General features: G+C 68.9%; 13 protein-coding genes. 10 read left to right on the forward strand and 3 right to left on the reverse strand.

All coding sequences use genetic code 11. The features are described 5' to 3' along the window. Positions 1 to 51: 51 nt before the first annotated feature. The gene (gene purD, locus ABD974_RS10820) at positions 52 to 1341 is read left to right on the forward strand and encodes a phosphoribosylamine--glycine ligase (RefSeq protein ID WP_345303326.1); all 1290 of its coding nucleotides are present in this window, start codon (positions 52 to 54) and stop codon (positions 1339 to 1341) included. 310 nt (positions 1342 to 1651) lie between these two features. On the opposite strand, the gene ABD974_RS10825 is transcribed toward purD, so the two are convergent. The 3 genes from ABD974_RS10825 to ABD974_RS10835 form a co-directional block, all read right to left on the reverse strand. After that, a complete protein-coding gene (locus tag ABD974_RS10825; protein ID WP_345303327.1) occupies positions 1652 to 2128 on the reverse strand; it encodes a macro domain-containing protein in 477 nt (158 codons plus the stop codon). A 16-nt stretch (positions 2129 to 2144) separates the two neighbouring features. Continuing rightward, positions 2145 to 2549: a helix-turn-helix domain-containing protein gene (locus ABD974_RS10830; RefSeq protein ID WP_345303328.1), complete on the reverse strand. Its 405-nt coding sequence runs from the start codon at positions 2547 to 2549 to the stop codon at positions 2145 to 2147. 133 nt (positions 2550 to 2682) lie between these two features. Beyond that, positions 2683 to 3078 (reverse strand): helix-turn-helix domain-containing protein, encoded by a 396-nt coding sequence (locus ABD974_RS10835; RefSeq protein WP_345303329.1) that lies wholly within the window; start codon positions 3076 to 3078, stop codon positions 2683 to 2685. A gap of 283 nt (positions 3079 to 3361) precedes the next feature. On the opposite strand from ABD974_RS10835, the gene ABD974_RS10840 reads away from it, so the two are divergent. The 9 genes from ABD974_RS10840 to ABD974_RS10880 all read left to right on the forward strand — a co-directional run bounded on the left by ABD974_RS10840 (position 3362) and on the right by ABD974_RS10880 (position 12568). Next, the gene (locus ABD974_RS10840; protein ID WP_345303330.1) at positions 3362 to 5599 is read left to right on the forward strand and encodes a hypothetical protein; all 2238 of its coding nucleotides are present in this window, start codon (positions 3362 to 3364) and stop codon (positions 5597 to 5599) included. Positions 5600 to 5693: 94 nt separating this feature from the next. Then, positions 5694 to 7613, forward strand: coding sequence for an MFS transporter (locus ABD974_RS10845; protein WP_345303331.1), 1920 nt, complete (start codon positions 5694 to 5696; stop codon positions 7611 to 7613). A 98-nt stretch (positions 7614 to 7711) separates the two neighbouring features. Then, positions 7712 to 8065 (forward strand): CD225/dispanin family protein, encoded by a 354-nt coding sequence (locus ABD974_RS10850; RefSeq protein ID WP_345303332.1) that lies wholly within the window; start codon positions 7712 to 7714, stop codon positions 8063 to 8065. Positions 8066 to 8080: 15 nt separating this feature from the next. Next, positions 8081 to 8497, forward strand: a complete 417-nt coding sequence (locus tag ABD974_RS10855; protein ID WP_345303333.1) for a DUF2752 domain-containing protein — start codon at positions 8081 to 8083, stop codon at positions 8495 to 8497. A 39-nt stretch (positions 8498 to 8536) separates the two neighbouring features. Further along, the gene (locus ABD974_RS10860; RefSeq protein WP_345303334.1) at positions 8537 to 8821 is read left to right on the forward strand and encodes a CD225/dispanin family protein; all 285 of its coding nucleotides are present in this window, start codon (positions 8537 to 8539) and stop codon (positions 8819 to 8821) included. Positions 8822 to 8945: 124 nt separating this feature from the next. Next, entirely contained in the window at positions 8946 to 9227 is a 282-nt protein-coding gene (locus tag ABD974_RS10865; protein ID WP_345303335.1) for a CD225/dispanin family protein, read from the forward strand. A 151-nt stretch (positions 9228 to 9378) separates the two neighbouring features. After that, positions 9379 to 10041 (forward strand): DUF4124 domain-containing protein, encoded by a 663-nt coding sequence (locus ABD974_RS10870; RefSeq protein ID WP_345303336.1) that lies wholly within the window; start codon positions 9379 to 9381, stop codon positions 10039 to 10041. Positions 10042 to 10245: 204 nt separating this feature from the next. After that, positions 10246 to 11532, forward strand: a complete 1287-nt coding sequence (locus ABD974_RS10875; protein WP_345303337.1) for a M12 family metallo-peptidase — start codon at positions 10246 to 10248, stop codon at positions 11530 to 11532. A gap of 118 nt (positions 11533 to 11650) precedes the next feature. Next, entirely contained in the window at positions 11651 to 12568 is a 918-nt protein-coding gene (locus ABD974_RS10880; RefSeq protein WP_345303338.1) for a branched-chain amino acid transaminase, read from the forward strand. Positions 12569 to 13299 lie beyond the last annotated feature (731 nt).

Raw genomic sequence — 13299 nt, forward strand, 5'->3', positions numbered from 1 at the left:
GACGTCGCGCCGCCCGGCGTCGTCTTTTTTCCCACCGCGAGGAGTTCGGTCATGAAGGTTCTGGTCATCGGTTCGGGCGGTCGCGAACACGCCCTCGCGTGGAAACTCGCGCAGTCGGCGCGCGTCGACGAGGTGATCGTCGCGCCCGGCAACGCCGGCACCGCGACCGAAGCGAAGTGCCGCAACGCGGACGTGAAGGCCACCGATCTCGACGCCCTGGTCGCGCTGGTGCGCGCCGAAGGCATCGCCGTCACCGTCGTCGGCCCGGAAGGCCCGCTGGTCGCCGGCGTGGTCGACCGCTTCCGCGCGGAGGGCCTGCGCATCTTCGGGCCCACCGCCGCCGCCGCGCAGCTGGAGGGCAGCAAGGCGTTCGCGAAGGACTTTCTCGCCCGCCACGGCATTCCGACCGCGCATTACGCAGTGCATACCGATCTGGATGCCGCGCTCGCGTACCTCCGCGACAATGGGGCGCCGATCGTGGTGAAGGCCGACGGCCTCGCCGCCGGCAAGGGCGTGATCGTGGCGATGACCCTCGACGAGGCCGAAGCCGCGGTGCGCGACATGCTCTCCGGCAACGCCTTCGGCGAAGCCGGCTCGCGGGTGGTGATCGAGGAATTCCTCGACGGCGAGGAAGCGAGCTTCATCTCGATGGTCGACGGCGTCACCGCGCTGCCGATGGCGACCTCGCAGGATCACAAGCGGGTCGGCGACGGCGACAGCGGCCCGAACACCGGCGGCATGGGCGCCTACTCGCCCGCGCCGGTGGTCACGCCCGACGTGCATGCGCGGATCATGCGCGAAGTGGTCGAGCCGACCGTGCGCGGGATGGCCGCGGACGGCGTGCCGTTCACCGGTTTCCTCTACGCGGGGCTGATGATCGACGCGGCCGGCGCACCGAAGGTGATCGAATTCAACGTGCGCTTCGGCGACCCGGAAACTCAGCCGGTGATGCTGCGCCTGGATTCGGACCTGCTGGATCTGGTGGACGCGGCGATCGACGGGCGTCTGGACGCGATCGAAGCGCGCTGGAACCCGCGGCCGTCTTTGGGCGTGGTGATGGCCGCCGCACACTATCCCGAAACGCCGAAGACCGGCGACGTGATTTCAGGCCTCGACGCGCCGCCACCGATGGGCGCCAAGGTCTTCCACGCGGGCACCCGTCTGGACGACGCCGGCCGCGTGGTCACCAGCGGCGGACGCGTGCTGTGCGTGTGCGCGCTGGGCGAAACCGTGGCCGACGCGCAGCGCGACGCCTATGCCGCAGTCGCGACGATAGGCTGGGACGGCGAATTCCACCGCAGCGACATCGGCTGGCGGGCGATCGCGCGCGAACGCGGCTGACGGCGTGAGCTGCTTGTAGGAGCGACGCAAGTCGCGACGCTCTTGCGAGACTGTTTCCGCAGCCTCTCGCGACTTCCGTCGCCCCCGCAGGGGCTTCGGCGACAGCCAAAGGTAGAGCGGCCTTCAGGCCGCTGCTTTCCGCGTATTGAAGCAGCGGCCTGAAGGCCGCTCTATCGAATGCGCAGTGAGCCCGGGTGAAGTCGGAAGCCCGCCTTGTGGGAGCGACGGAAGTCGCGACAGGCTGCGGGAAAGTCTCCGAAAAGCGTCGCGACTTCCGTCGCTCCCACACGGGCTTCGGCGACATGACCGCTCAGCGCGACGCCTGCGGCCGATAACGCACGATGCGCACGTCGATGGCGGCATCGATGCCGGCGAGGGTTTCGTGCATGAGCCGCAGGGCCTCGTCTTCGTCGAAGCCGCCCGAGCCGGCGCCGATCACCGGAAACGCGATGCTGGCGATCCCCTGACGCTGCGCCAGCGTCATCGCCGAGCGCACGGATGTCCGGATCGAATACGGCGACGCGCGCCACAGCAGATCGATGCCCGCGACATGGAGGATCGTCTTGAACGGCAGGCGCCCGGCCGACGTGGCAACCGCCTCGCCCAGCGGAATCGGGCCGGCGCGGCCAACCTCGATGAAGGGCCGATAGCCGCCGCGGCGCTTGATCGCGCCAGAGACGCCCTGCGGCAGCAACAGCCACCACGGGATGATGTTGCGATTCCAGGCATTGACGATGGCCTCGACCGGCTGATCGAGCAGATCGCCATCGACGACGGACGCCCGCATGCGCGACGGACGGGGTTCAGCGGCCGCGCTTGGCGGCCTTGCCGGTCGCGTGCTGCTTTCCGAGTTCGTCGATCAGGCTGCGCACCAGCTTGCGCTGCGAGGCGGGCAGTTTCAGGAACGCTTCGATGGCGAGCTGGTCGTGCGGGTTCATCCGCCACTCGCCGCGGGCCTCGCGCACGCGCTTGTCGTCGCCGAACTGCAGTTGCTGCGGTTCGATCGACAGCATCTTGGCGAGGGCGCGCATGTTGCCCTGTCTCGGCATGGCGCGGCCGTTCAGCCAGCCGGACACGGCCTGCTGGGAGACGGGTTCGCCGCCGAAACGGGCGAGCAGCCGCACCAGTTCGGCTGGGCTCTCGCTCATGCCGGCCTGGCGCAGCGCTGCGCGGAGGCGGTCGCTGAAGGCGTCTTGTTCCGTTTTCATGCGCCGACCTTAGGCCGGCGTCGCGTCGGATGTGAAAGTCGAGGTTGTCGATCACATCCAATCCGTGTTGTAACGCAACAGATTCGTGGATTCCGGGCGGATCCGGCTCGCGCAAGCTGTCAGATGATGCAGGTCAGGTTTTTCTCGAAGTTGTGGACGACTTCACGAATTCATCGATGACATGGCGCAACAGCTTGCGCTGCGCGGGCGGCAGCTGCAGGAACGCCTCGATCGCAAGCTGATCGCGCGGATCCAGCCGCCACTCCCCCCGCGACTCGCGCACGCGCTTGCCGTCGTCGCCGTACTGCAGCTGCTGCGGCTCCATCGACAGCATCTTCGCCAGCGCTTTCAGATTGGCCTGCCTTGGCATGGCGCGCCCCTTCAGCCAGCCGGAAACGGCTTGCTGGGAGACGGGCTCGCCGCCGAAGCGCGCGAGCAGACGGACCAGTTCGACCGGACTTTCGCCGAGACCCGCCCGTTGCAAGGCAGCGCGCAGCCGTTCGCTGAACGCGGAGTGTTCATTGCTCATCACCTGACGTTAGGCCGGTGCACGCCGGCGTTGGAAAGATATGATTTGTACCGTATCAAACTTTTTGTTAATTTGCACGACAGGGGAATCACGGAGGACGCGGATGCAGACGGCATGGGATGGACCGGAACGACCCGGTGGCGAACGGGGCCAGGAATACGGCCAGGCACAAGTCCGCGGACAGGACGGCGAATGGACCGGAGCATGGGCCCGGAACCGGCAGCAGGGCGGTCGAGACGCAGCATCGCCGCATGTTTCCGGCCACGTCCCGCCGGCGGTACGCGTGCGCGCGCAGGCGTCCACGCAGCCGACCGTCCTTCAGGGCGACCCGCCCGCAGAGCGCGTCGTTTCCCGCCACCACGTCGAACAGGAGGCTCCGCCGCTGCACGCCGCGCTCGACTATCGCGCCCGCCGGCTGTGCGTCGCGCTCGACGCGCGCGCCGACTCCGGTGCGGATGCCGCCCTGCTGGTCCGGCTCGGTCCGGCCAGCGCACAATTGCTGCGCTGGTGGTGTTCGCATGCGGCCTGTCGCATGCGCGTGGACAACTTCAGTGTCGTGCAGCGCCAGGCGCTGCTGCATGTCCTGCTCGCGCATGAGGTCCTGCGCAGCGACGATCCCGGCGTGCTCTATCGTCGCGCCTGCGATCCGTCGACCCTCGGAGACGCCACCGACATCCCCGACGCCGCGCATCACGGCCTTCGGCTGGCGCCGGGCAGCGGACTGCGCTGGGTGCTGCAGGCATTGCTGGTCTGGCGCTGGGCGAATGCGTTCGACGCGATCCAGACGCAAGTCGATGCCGACACGATGCCGACGCTGCGACTGCGGGTGATCGCAGCGACGCCCGCGCTGCGCCGCCGCTTGCAGGCGGCGATTCTGGGCACGGCCTGCGATCCCGCCACCGCAGGCCGGGATGCGCCTCACGGCATCGAGGGCAGCAGCCTTCTGCGCCATGCGCGACTGTTCGTGCCGCCGGCGCTGCGCGCACCGTTCCGCGCCTGGCTGCTGGCGCAGGCGCGCGGCGCAGGCGGCCTGCGCATCGTCGACGCGGCACCGCAGGATCCGCGCACAGTCTGGACGCTCATCGAAGCGCGCACGACAGAAAAGTGCACGATCGAACAGAATCCGCCCGCTGCGGACGACACCACGACACGGCCGCGGTTGCGGATCGATCTGCAGTTGGCGGCGGACATCAATGCCCACGCCCATGGAGATGCGGCGCTCATCGATGTGCCGCTGGCGCAGGCGATCCGGCGCAGCGCCTGCAAGATGCCGGCGCTCGAAACCGTCGACACCGCACGGCTTCCTCTCCCGGCGAAACCGCCGCGGCGTCCCGGCCTGCGTCCGCGACTGTCGCGCGCGCATCGTCGTCTGCTCGCGGCAGGACTGGCGGCGCTGCGCCAGCGCGAGGACGCGTTCGCCGCCCTGGATGCCGCCCGAAGGCCGCACCTGCTGGTGCTCTGCGCCACCCCGCTGCTGATGCGCGCGGCGCGACGCTGGCTGATCGACGCGGGCCTCGACGACGACGCGATCGCCTTCGCGGACGAAGCGCGGACGGACGACCCATCGGCGGCGACGCGCGCACGGATCGCGGGCCCGCAAACACCTTTGTGCGACGCCGGCATCTGCGTGGTCGCGATCCTGCGCAGCCATCGCGACGACGCCACGCAGCGGCTCGCGGCTTTCGCCGCGGTCTCGGGTGCGCCGCTGCTGTGGCCGGAGCCGGATTTCGTCGATCTGCGCAGCGACAATGTCGAACGCGCCGCGCTGCGACGGCCGCCGCGACATCTGATCGATGTGCTGTCGATCGTCGACGACCCGCGCTGTCGCGACGCCCACGCGTCGCTGCCGCATCTCCTCGACACCACCGCGGTGCCGGCCACGGACGATCTGTTCGCGACGCCGCTGCGCGCGGATGCGGCCACGTTCGACATCGCGATGCCCGCGCCGTGCGACGGCGCTGCGCACATGCCGCAGGCCATCCTGCCGGAGCGGCTGAGCGATCTGCCGCGACGCATCCTGCGCGCGCGGCACGCGTTGCCCGTGGCCAAATCGGTGTACGCGCACGCCCCCTGCAGCGCGCTCGACAGCGGTCTGCGCCGCGCGCTGCTCGAATGCGCGGAGGCCGACCCCGCGATCGACAGTCATTGCCTGCTCGATCCGCGTCGCCACGGCACCCGCTTCCGGGAGGCCTGGCTCGCGCATGCGCCGCGGGCCTCCGCGCCGGATCCGCGCGGCTGGCCCGATGCGCTGGTGCGGACCGCCGACCGCATCTATCTGGTCGAACTGCAGCCGTTCTGCCCCACCGGCCCGCAGCCGCCCGGCCCGGCCGAGCGCGCGCTGCTGCGCTGGCTGCGACAGCTCGACGCGCGGCCACCCGATCAACGCGGGCATCGCCGCTGGTTCCGCGCCGCGGTGCCCGCGCCGCTGTTCTGGTCGTGGAAACGCAGCGGCGGCGCGCTGTCGGCGCTGCTGTCGATGCTGGCGGACACCGCCGCACATCCCCCGCAGCGCGAGGACTGAGCCGCGTCCGGCCGTGCCGCGCGCACGGGCGGACGCGACAACCTGCTAGGCTCTGCCCGAATCCCGCCGGCGCCGCCGGCATCGCGGAGCGCGCATGGCCTACAACCAGTTCGAACTGTTGCGGCAACGCCGCTTCCTGCCGTTCTTCGTGGTGCAGTCGCTGGGCGCGTTCAACGACAACGTCTACCGTCAGGCGATCATCGGCATGCTGTTCTGGCTGGGCGTGCCGATCGAACAGCGCACGCTGTACACGAACCTCGCGCCCGCGCTGTTCATCCTGCCGTTCTTCCTGTTCTCGGCGACCGCCGGCCAGATCGCGGAGAAGCTGGAGAAGTCGCGGCTGATCCGGATCACCACGACCATGGAAATCGCGATCATGTCGGTCGCGGGGCTCGGCTTCCTGCTGCAGAACATGCCGCTGCTGCTGGTGGCGCTGTTCGGCACGGGCCTGCAGTCGGCGCTGTTCGGGCCGGTGAAGTATTCGATCCTGCCGTCGGTGCTCAAGCCCGAGGAATTGACCGGCGGCAACGGACTGGTCGAGATGGGTACGTCGATGTCGATCCTGATCGGCATGATCGTCGGCGGCCTGATCTTCACCCTCGCCGGCAATCACGGCCCGGTCGCCGCCGCCAGCGCGATCGTGGCGCTGGCCATCGCCGGCAATCTGGTCAGCCGCATGATCCCGCCGGTGGACGCCGGCGCCCCCGACCTCAAGGTCCAGCTCAATCCGATTCCCGAGTCGCGCCATGTGCTCGCGCTCGCGCGCAAGCAGCCGGCCGTGCGCAACAGCATGCTCGGCATCTCGTGGTTCTGGTTCTTCGGCACCGTGCTCACCGCGCAGTTGCCGACCTACGCGGAGCTGCATCTCGGCGGCGACCAGCGCCTGTATCTGCTGGCGTTCGCGCTGTTCTCGATCGGCACCGGCATCGGCTCGCTGCTGTGCGAGAAGCTCTCCGCGCGCACGGTCGAGATCGGTCTCGTGCCGCTGGGCGCCTTCGGCATGAGCGCGTTCCTGCTCGATCTGTACTTCGCGCGCACCGGCGCGCCGCCGGCCACCGGCCTGACCGTCTCGCAGTTCCTCGACCATCCCGGCGGCTGGCGGATCGCGATCGATCTCACCGGCATCGGACTGTTCTCCGGCCTGTTCCTGGTGCCGCTGTTCGCGCTGATCCAGAGCCGCACGCCACGCAGCGAACTGTCGCGGGTGATCTCCGCGGTGAACATCCAGAACGCGTTCTTCATCGTGCTGGCCGCGGTGCTGGCGATCGCGCTGCAGATGGAACAGGCGACGCTGGGCGGGATCACCCTGCCGCTGCCCGGCCTGAGCATCCCGCAGCTGTTCCTGGCCCTGGCCATCGCCAACACGCTGGTCGCGATCTGGATCTTCACGCTGGTGCCGGAATTCCTGATGCGCTTCCTCAGCTGGGTGCTGGTGCGCACGCTCTACCGGCTGCGCCTGCACGGCATCGAGAAGCACATTCCCGATGAAGGCCCGGCGCTGATCGTCTGCAATCACGTCACCTACATGGACGCGCTGGTGCTGTCGGCCAGCATTCCGCGCCCGGTGCGCTTCGTGATGTATTACAGGATCTTCAACATTCCGGTGATGCGCTGGATCTTCCGCACCGGCAAGGCCATTCCCATCGCCGGCGCGAAGGAAGATCCGGTGGTGATGCGCCAGGCGTTCGAGGACGTGGACGCGGCACTGGCCGACGGCCAGCTCGTGTGCATCTTCCCCGAAGGCGCGCTGACCCGCGACGGCAACATCGCGCCGTTCAAGGCCGGGATGGAGCGCATCCTCGAACGCCGCCCGGTGCCGGTGGTGCCGATGGCGCTCAAGCACATGTGGACCAGCATGTGGAGCAAGCGCGACGGGCGCCTCGGCCGGATGCGCGTGCCGCGCAGATTCCGCGCGCATGTCGAAGTGGTGGCGGGCGAACCCGTCGACGGCCGCGAAGCCGGCGCCGCGATGATGGAAGCGAAGGTCCGGGCGCTGCGCGGCAACGACGCCTGATGCGGCCCGGGCACGATTGCGCCCACCGGCGGAATCGGCACAATGCAGGCTGAATCCCAGCTTCCCAACCCCATCACCCAATCCCTGGAGCGGTCCACGTGAACATCCCCGAGCAGCCCGGCATCGCCAAACCGGTCAACAACTATCTCGTCTGGTCGATCATCAGCCTGGTGATCACCGTCATCACCTGCTGCATGTGCTACACCCTTCCGGCGCTGGCCACGGCCATCGTGGCGACCGTCTTCTCGACCAAGGTCAACGGCGCCCTGAACGCCGGTAACCTGGAAGGCGCGCAGCAGGCCTCGAAGAACGCCAAGCTCTGGAATCAGATCACCGCGGGCCTGTTCCTGGCCGGTCTGGCGCTGTGGATCGCCATGTTCTTCGTGCAGGGCGGCCTTGCCGGCCAGCAGGAAGCGATGGAGCAGATCCGCCGGGCGCTCGAACAGCGCTGATCGGCCGCGACGGCGATGGCGTTGACCGAACGCACACTGTCGATCCTGCTGCTGACCGTCGCCGCCTTCGCGGCGGCGGTCGGGCTGGTGTTGTTCCGCTTCATCGATCCCAATGCGCCCGACAGCCCGCTGCCGGGCTGCCTGTTCTACGCGGCGACGCACTACTACTGCATCGGCTGCGGCGTGACCCGATGCCTGCATGCGCTGGCGCACGGCGACCTGCTCGGCGCGCTCGACATGAATCCGCTGGCCACGATCATGGTCGTTCTCGGGCCGATGATGCTGCTGCATACCGCCGGCTGGCGCCCGGCCGTGCTGCAACCGCTGATGCGCCCTGTGCTCTCGGCCCGCCTGTGGCTGGTGCTGCTGCCCGCCTACTGGATCGCGCGCAATCTGCCGATGTGGCCTTTCGCGGTGCTCGCACCGGGCTGAGTTCCCCATTTCCTCGCACGACATCTTCCCGGAGATCGCATGTCCACGCCCGGCCCCTACGGCAACGAATACATCCCGAACCATCTGGTGTGGGCGATCCTGACCACGCTGTTCTGTTGCCTGCCGCTGGGCGTCGTCTCGATCGTCTACGCGGCGCAGGTGGACGGCAGGCGCGCGGCCGGCGATCTCGCCGGCGCCCGTGCGGCCTCGGACAAGGCACGCTTCTGGGCGATCATGTCCGTCGTGGCGGTGCCGATCCTGCTGGTGCTGTGGTTCATGCTGTTCGGCGGCATGGCCGTGCTCGGCAGCATCTTCAACGCCTGAACGCCGCGCCGCCTGGCGCTGCAGCCGGCCCGACGGTGCGACCGCAACCTTCGCCGCCGGCCGTTCGCCGGATGCCCCGGACAGAGCGCTTCGTGTCCTGCCGCAATTTGCCGATGAGACCTGCATGTCCACGCCCGGCCCGCACGCCAACGCGCACATTCCCAACCATCTCGTGTGGGGAATCCTGACCACGCTGTTCTGTTGCCTGCCGCTGGGCATCGTCTCGATCGTCTATGCCGCCCAGGTGGACGGCAAACGCGCGGCGGGCGACATCGCCGGTGCCTGGGAAGCATCGGAAAAGGCGCGGTACTGGGCGCACATGTCCGCTTCGGCGGTGGCCGTGCTGGTGATCCTGTGGGCCCTGGTGTTCGGCGGCCTGACGATTCTGGGCTTCGCCAACGTTTGAACGATCGCCCGCCCTGCGGTTGCCTGCCCTGCGATTGCCTGCCCTGCAATCGTGCCCGTCGACGTGCGCACTGGCCGGGGCGCGCCGCACCGAATGCGATGCCGGCCGCACGGTCGATCCCGCATTCATGCCATCGATGCTAAAACGCGTCATGCACGTCTCGATATGCCGCACCCTCCTGATCGTCTGCTGCCTGATCGCCGCCTGCGGGCCGTGGTCGCCACCGGCCCGGGCGCAGGACACCCTGATGAACCGCTGCACCGGCCCGGGCGGCAGCACCATCTACACCGACCAGCCCTGCGACAGCATCGGCGCCACCGCACGACTGCCGCGCGGCGCCGGTGCGGGCAATGTCGGCGGCGCGCGCCGCGGCGGCTGCGCGCGATCAGTGCAGGAACTGATCCACGACATCACCAACGCCATCGACACCCGCGACGTGAATCGGTTGGGCGCGGTCTATCACTGGCCCGGACACAGCCCGGAAAGCGGTTATCGCGTCCTCGACCAGTTGCAGGCGATCGTGGACCGGCCGCTGGTGGACATCGTGCCGCTGCACGGGGCCGCGCCCGCGATCGTCGCGGAAACCGCACCCCGGGCACCGCTGGCGCCCGCCGCGGATGCGCCGCCGCCGGCCGAACCGGCCACCGCAGCAACCGCCGCACCGGGCGCGGCCGACACGCCCGCCCGTCCGACCATCCTGCGCCGGGTCCCGGTCGGACTTCGGCTGGAACAGACCCTCGGCAACGGCAGCACGCCCTCGCGCACGGTGTTTGGCCTGCGCCGGCACCTCGACTGCTGGTGGATCACCTTCTGACCGCACCGAGACGGCGGAACCAAAGGCACTGAGACGCCTCTCGCGAACCCGCGCGGGATGCTGCGCCGCGTCTTGCGCGCGCACCGACCGCATGCGAACCATGGCGGCGGGCAAGGCGTCCGGGTCATCCCGACCACCGACCGAGTCCCGACATTGCATCCTCGGCCCGGACGCCGCAATGGAAGGACAGGGAGAGTCAACCGCATGAAACGTTCATCGTTGTTCTTCGCCGTGGGCGCCGTGGCCGCCGTGGGTTTCGCCGCATTCGCGACCCAGGCCGCCGGCACGCCGCTGCTCACCGCGACCAAGGCCACGCCGGCCGGCCTCACCGCCGACGCCAGCTACCGCGCGCTCGCAGCCGATCGCGCCACGGTCTCGTTGCAACTGGTGCAGGCCGACGCATCGCAGATCGACGCCAAGACCGACCGCATCCAGCTCGGCCTGGGCGATGCCGGCACCGCCTACCTGCGCAGCGTCACCCAGAACGCCGACGGCACCGTGGTGTGGTCCGGCACGCTGGGCCGCGATTTCGGACCGCTGGCCCGGATGAAGAGCGCCCTCGACGGCGAGATCGCCGACGACCCGAAGAACTCGGTGATCATCGTGCGCAACGGCGACAAGCTCACCGGCACCATCCGCAGCAACGGCGAACTCTACTCGCTGCGCCCGCTGCGCTCCGGCGGCCACGCCCTCGTGCGCGTCGACGAAGCGAAGATGCCGGCCGACCATCCCGAAGCCGACTACAAGCGCCTCTTCGAGCAGGCCACCAGCGCCCGCCTGCGCAGCCTGCGCGACACCGACGCGGTCGAAGCCGCCCCGGGCATCGCCAAGGCCAATGCGATCATCCGCGTGCTCGTCGCCTACACGCCGTCCGCGCGCAGCGCCGTCGGCGACATTACCGGCCTGATCAACCTCGCCGTGGCCGAAACCAACCAGGGCTACAGCAACAGCGGCGTGGCGATCACCCTGCAGCTGGCCAGCACGGTCGCGGTGACCTACACCGAATCCGGCAGCTTCAGCACCGATCTGTCGCGCTTCCGCGGCACCACCGACGGCTATATGGATTCGATCCACACCACCCGCAACAGCACCGCGGCCGACGTCGGCGTGCTGATCATCAACAACAGCTCGTCCTGCGGCCTCGCCTCGGGCATCGGCTCCAGCGCGAGCACCGCGTTCGCCGCCGTGCATTACAGCTGCGCCACCGGCTATTACTCGTTCGGCCACGAAATCGGCCATCTGCAGTCGGCCCGCCACGATCCCGCCACCGACCCGAGCACCTCGCCCTACGCCTACGGCCACGGCTACCGCTCGCCGACCAGCGCCTGGCGCACGATCATGGCCTACGCCTGCAGCAACAACTGCGCCCGCATCAACTACTGGTCCAACCCGGCCAAGACCTACAACAGTCAGGCCATGGGCACCACCGCCACCAGCCACAACCAGCGCGTGTTGAACAACACCGCGGCCACGGTGTCGGCCTTCCGCTGACCGCGCATCCGTTGTCCACACCATCGGACGGGGCCGCAAGGCCCCGTCTTTTTTCGGGCGCCCGGCCGGCGACTGGCCTAAAATGACGGCCTTCTCGCCCTTCGCCGCGGACACCGACATGGCCCAGCAATACCCCGAATGGATCTGGCACAACGGCAGCATCAAGCCCTGGGCCGACGCCACCACCCACGTGATGGCGCATGTCGTCCACTACGGCTCGTCGGTGTTCGAAGGCATCCGCTGCTACGACACCCCCGACGGTCCGGTGATCTTCCGTCTGACCGACCACAACCGCCGCCTGTACGCATCCGCCAAGATCTACGACATGGCCATGCCCTACGGCCTCGACGAGATCAACGCCGCCTGCCGCGACGTGATCAAGGCCAACGGTTTCACCACCGACTACCTGCGCCCCGTCGCCTATCGCGGCCTCGGCGGTTTCGGCCTCTCCGCCGACACGCCCACCGACATGGCCGTGGCCACGTGGAAGATGGGCCAATACCTCGGCGCCGCGGTGCTGGAACAGGGCATCGACGCCTGCGTCTCCAGCTGGCAGCGGTTCGCGCCGAACACGCTCCCGGCCGGCGCCAAGGCCGGCGGCAACTATCTCTCCGGCCAGCTCGTCGCCCGCGAAGCGCGCCGCCTCGGCTTCGGCGAAGGCATCGCCCTCGCCTCCACCGGCCTGCTCAGCGAAGGCGCCGGCGAAAACCTCTTCCTCGTCTTCGACGGCGCGTTGCACACCACGCCGGTCAGCGCCGCGTTGCTCAACGGCATCACCCGCAACACCATCATCACCCTCGCCCGCGACAACGGCATCGAGGTGGTCGAACGCGACCTCCCGCGCGAATACCTCTACCTCTGCGACGAACTCTTCATGTGCGGCACCGCCGCCGAGCTCACCCCGATCCGCTCCGTCGACGCCCGCCAAGTCGGCGAAGGCAAACCCGGCCCCGTCACGCGCCAACTGCAGGAATTGTTCTTCGGCCTGTTCAACGGCAAGACCCCCGACAAATACGGCTGGCTCGAACGCGTGTAAGCGCACGCAGCTCGACCCGCATCCCCGAAGGCCACGCACCCGCGTGGCCTTCGTCGTTGCGGCGACCGACCGCACCGCGCCCCCACCGCCAGCCCCTGTAGGAGCGACGCAAGTCGCGACCACCCCCACCGCCCTCGCACTCTCACCGAAGGCCCACTGTAGGAGCGACGGAAGTCGCGACAAACGAAGCCGCACACGATCCACCCCGACAACGCCCACAACCCCTGTCATCCCGAATGCGCACAGCGCGGAGGGAACCGCTGTTGCTGTTGTGGGAGCGCCGGCAGGCGCGATCGCACCCCACCGCCACAACACACACACCGCCAGCCCACTGCAGGAGCGACGCAAGTCGCGACGAACGAAGCCGCACACGATCCGCGCCAACAACGCCCACAATCCCTGTCATCCCGAACGCGCGCAGCGCGGAGGGATCTGCTGTCGCTGTTGTGGGAGCGCCGGCAGGCGCGATCGCACCCCGCCGCCACAACACACACACCGCCAGCCCACTGCAGGAGCGACGCAAGTCGCGACAAACGAAGCCACACACGATCCGCGCCAACAACGCCCACAATCCCTGTCATCCCGAACGCGCACAGCGCGGAGGAATCTGCTGTTGTAGTTGAGACATCGGGCTCTTCGCGGATCCGTACGCGCAAAATCTCAAATTGTCGGAACCGCTATCCCGGGGGGCGCGCTGCGCGCTTACGCGGGCTACTCGATGATCGCTGCGA

This window comes from Lysobacter hankyongensis, from assembly GCF_039543145.1.
In the GTDB taxonomy this organism is placed as follows: domain Bacteria; phylum Pseudomonadota; class Gammaproteobacteria; order Xanthomonadales; family Xanthomonadaceae; genus Lysobacter_I; species Lysobacter_I hankyongensis.

What these genes read in the sequence shown, in the direction of transcription:
- ABD974_RS10830 (WP_345303328.1), bottom strand. Translation starts at nt 2,549, where the DNA reads ATGAAAACGGAACAAGACGCCTTCAGCGACCGCCTCCGCGCAGCGCTG.
- ABD974_RS10825 (WP_345303327.1), bottom strand. Translation starts at nt 2,128, where the DNA reads ATGCGGGCGTCCGTCGTCGATGGCGATCTGCTCGATCAGCCGGTCGAG.
- ABD974_RS10835 (WP_345303329.1), bottom strand. Translation starts at nt 3,078, where the DNA reads ATGAGCAATGAACACTCCGCGTTCAGCGAACGGCTGCGCGCTGCCTTG.
- ABD974_RS10855 (WP_345303333.1), top strand. Translation starts at nt 8,081, where the DNA reads ATGGCGTTGACCGAACGCACACTGTCGATCCTGCTGCTGACCGTCGCC.
- ABD974_RS10870 (WP_345303336.1), top strand. Translation starts at nt 9,379, where the DNA reads ATGCACGTCTCGATATGCCGCACCCTCCTGATCGTCTGCTGCCTGATC.
- ABD974_RS10845 (WP_345303331.1), top strand. Translation starts at nt 5,694, where the DNA reads ATGGCCTACAACCAGTTCGAACTGTTGCGGCAACGCCGCTTCCTGCCG.
- ABD974_RS10865 (WP_345303335.1), top strand. Translation starts at nt 8,946, where the DNA reads ATGTCCACGCCCGGCCCGCACGCCAACGCGCACATTCCCAACCATCTC.
- ABD974_RS10860 (WP_345303334.1), top strand. Translation starts at nt 8,537, where the DNA reads ATGTCCACGCCCGGCCCCTACGGCAACGAATACATCCCGAACCATCTG.
- purD (WP_345303326.1), top strand. Translation starts at nt 52, where the DNA reads ATGAAGGTTCTGGTCATCGGTTCGGGCGGTCGCGAACACGCCCTCGCG.
- ABD974_RS10875 (WP_345303337.1), top strand. Translation starts at nt 10,246, where the DNA reads ATGAAACGTTCATCGTTGTTCTTCGCCGTGGGCGCCGTGGCCGCCGTG.
- ABD974_RS10880 (WP_345303338.1), top strand. Translation starts at nt 11,651, where the DNA reads ATGGCCCAGCAATACCCCGAATGGATCTGGCACAACGGCAGCATCAAG.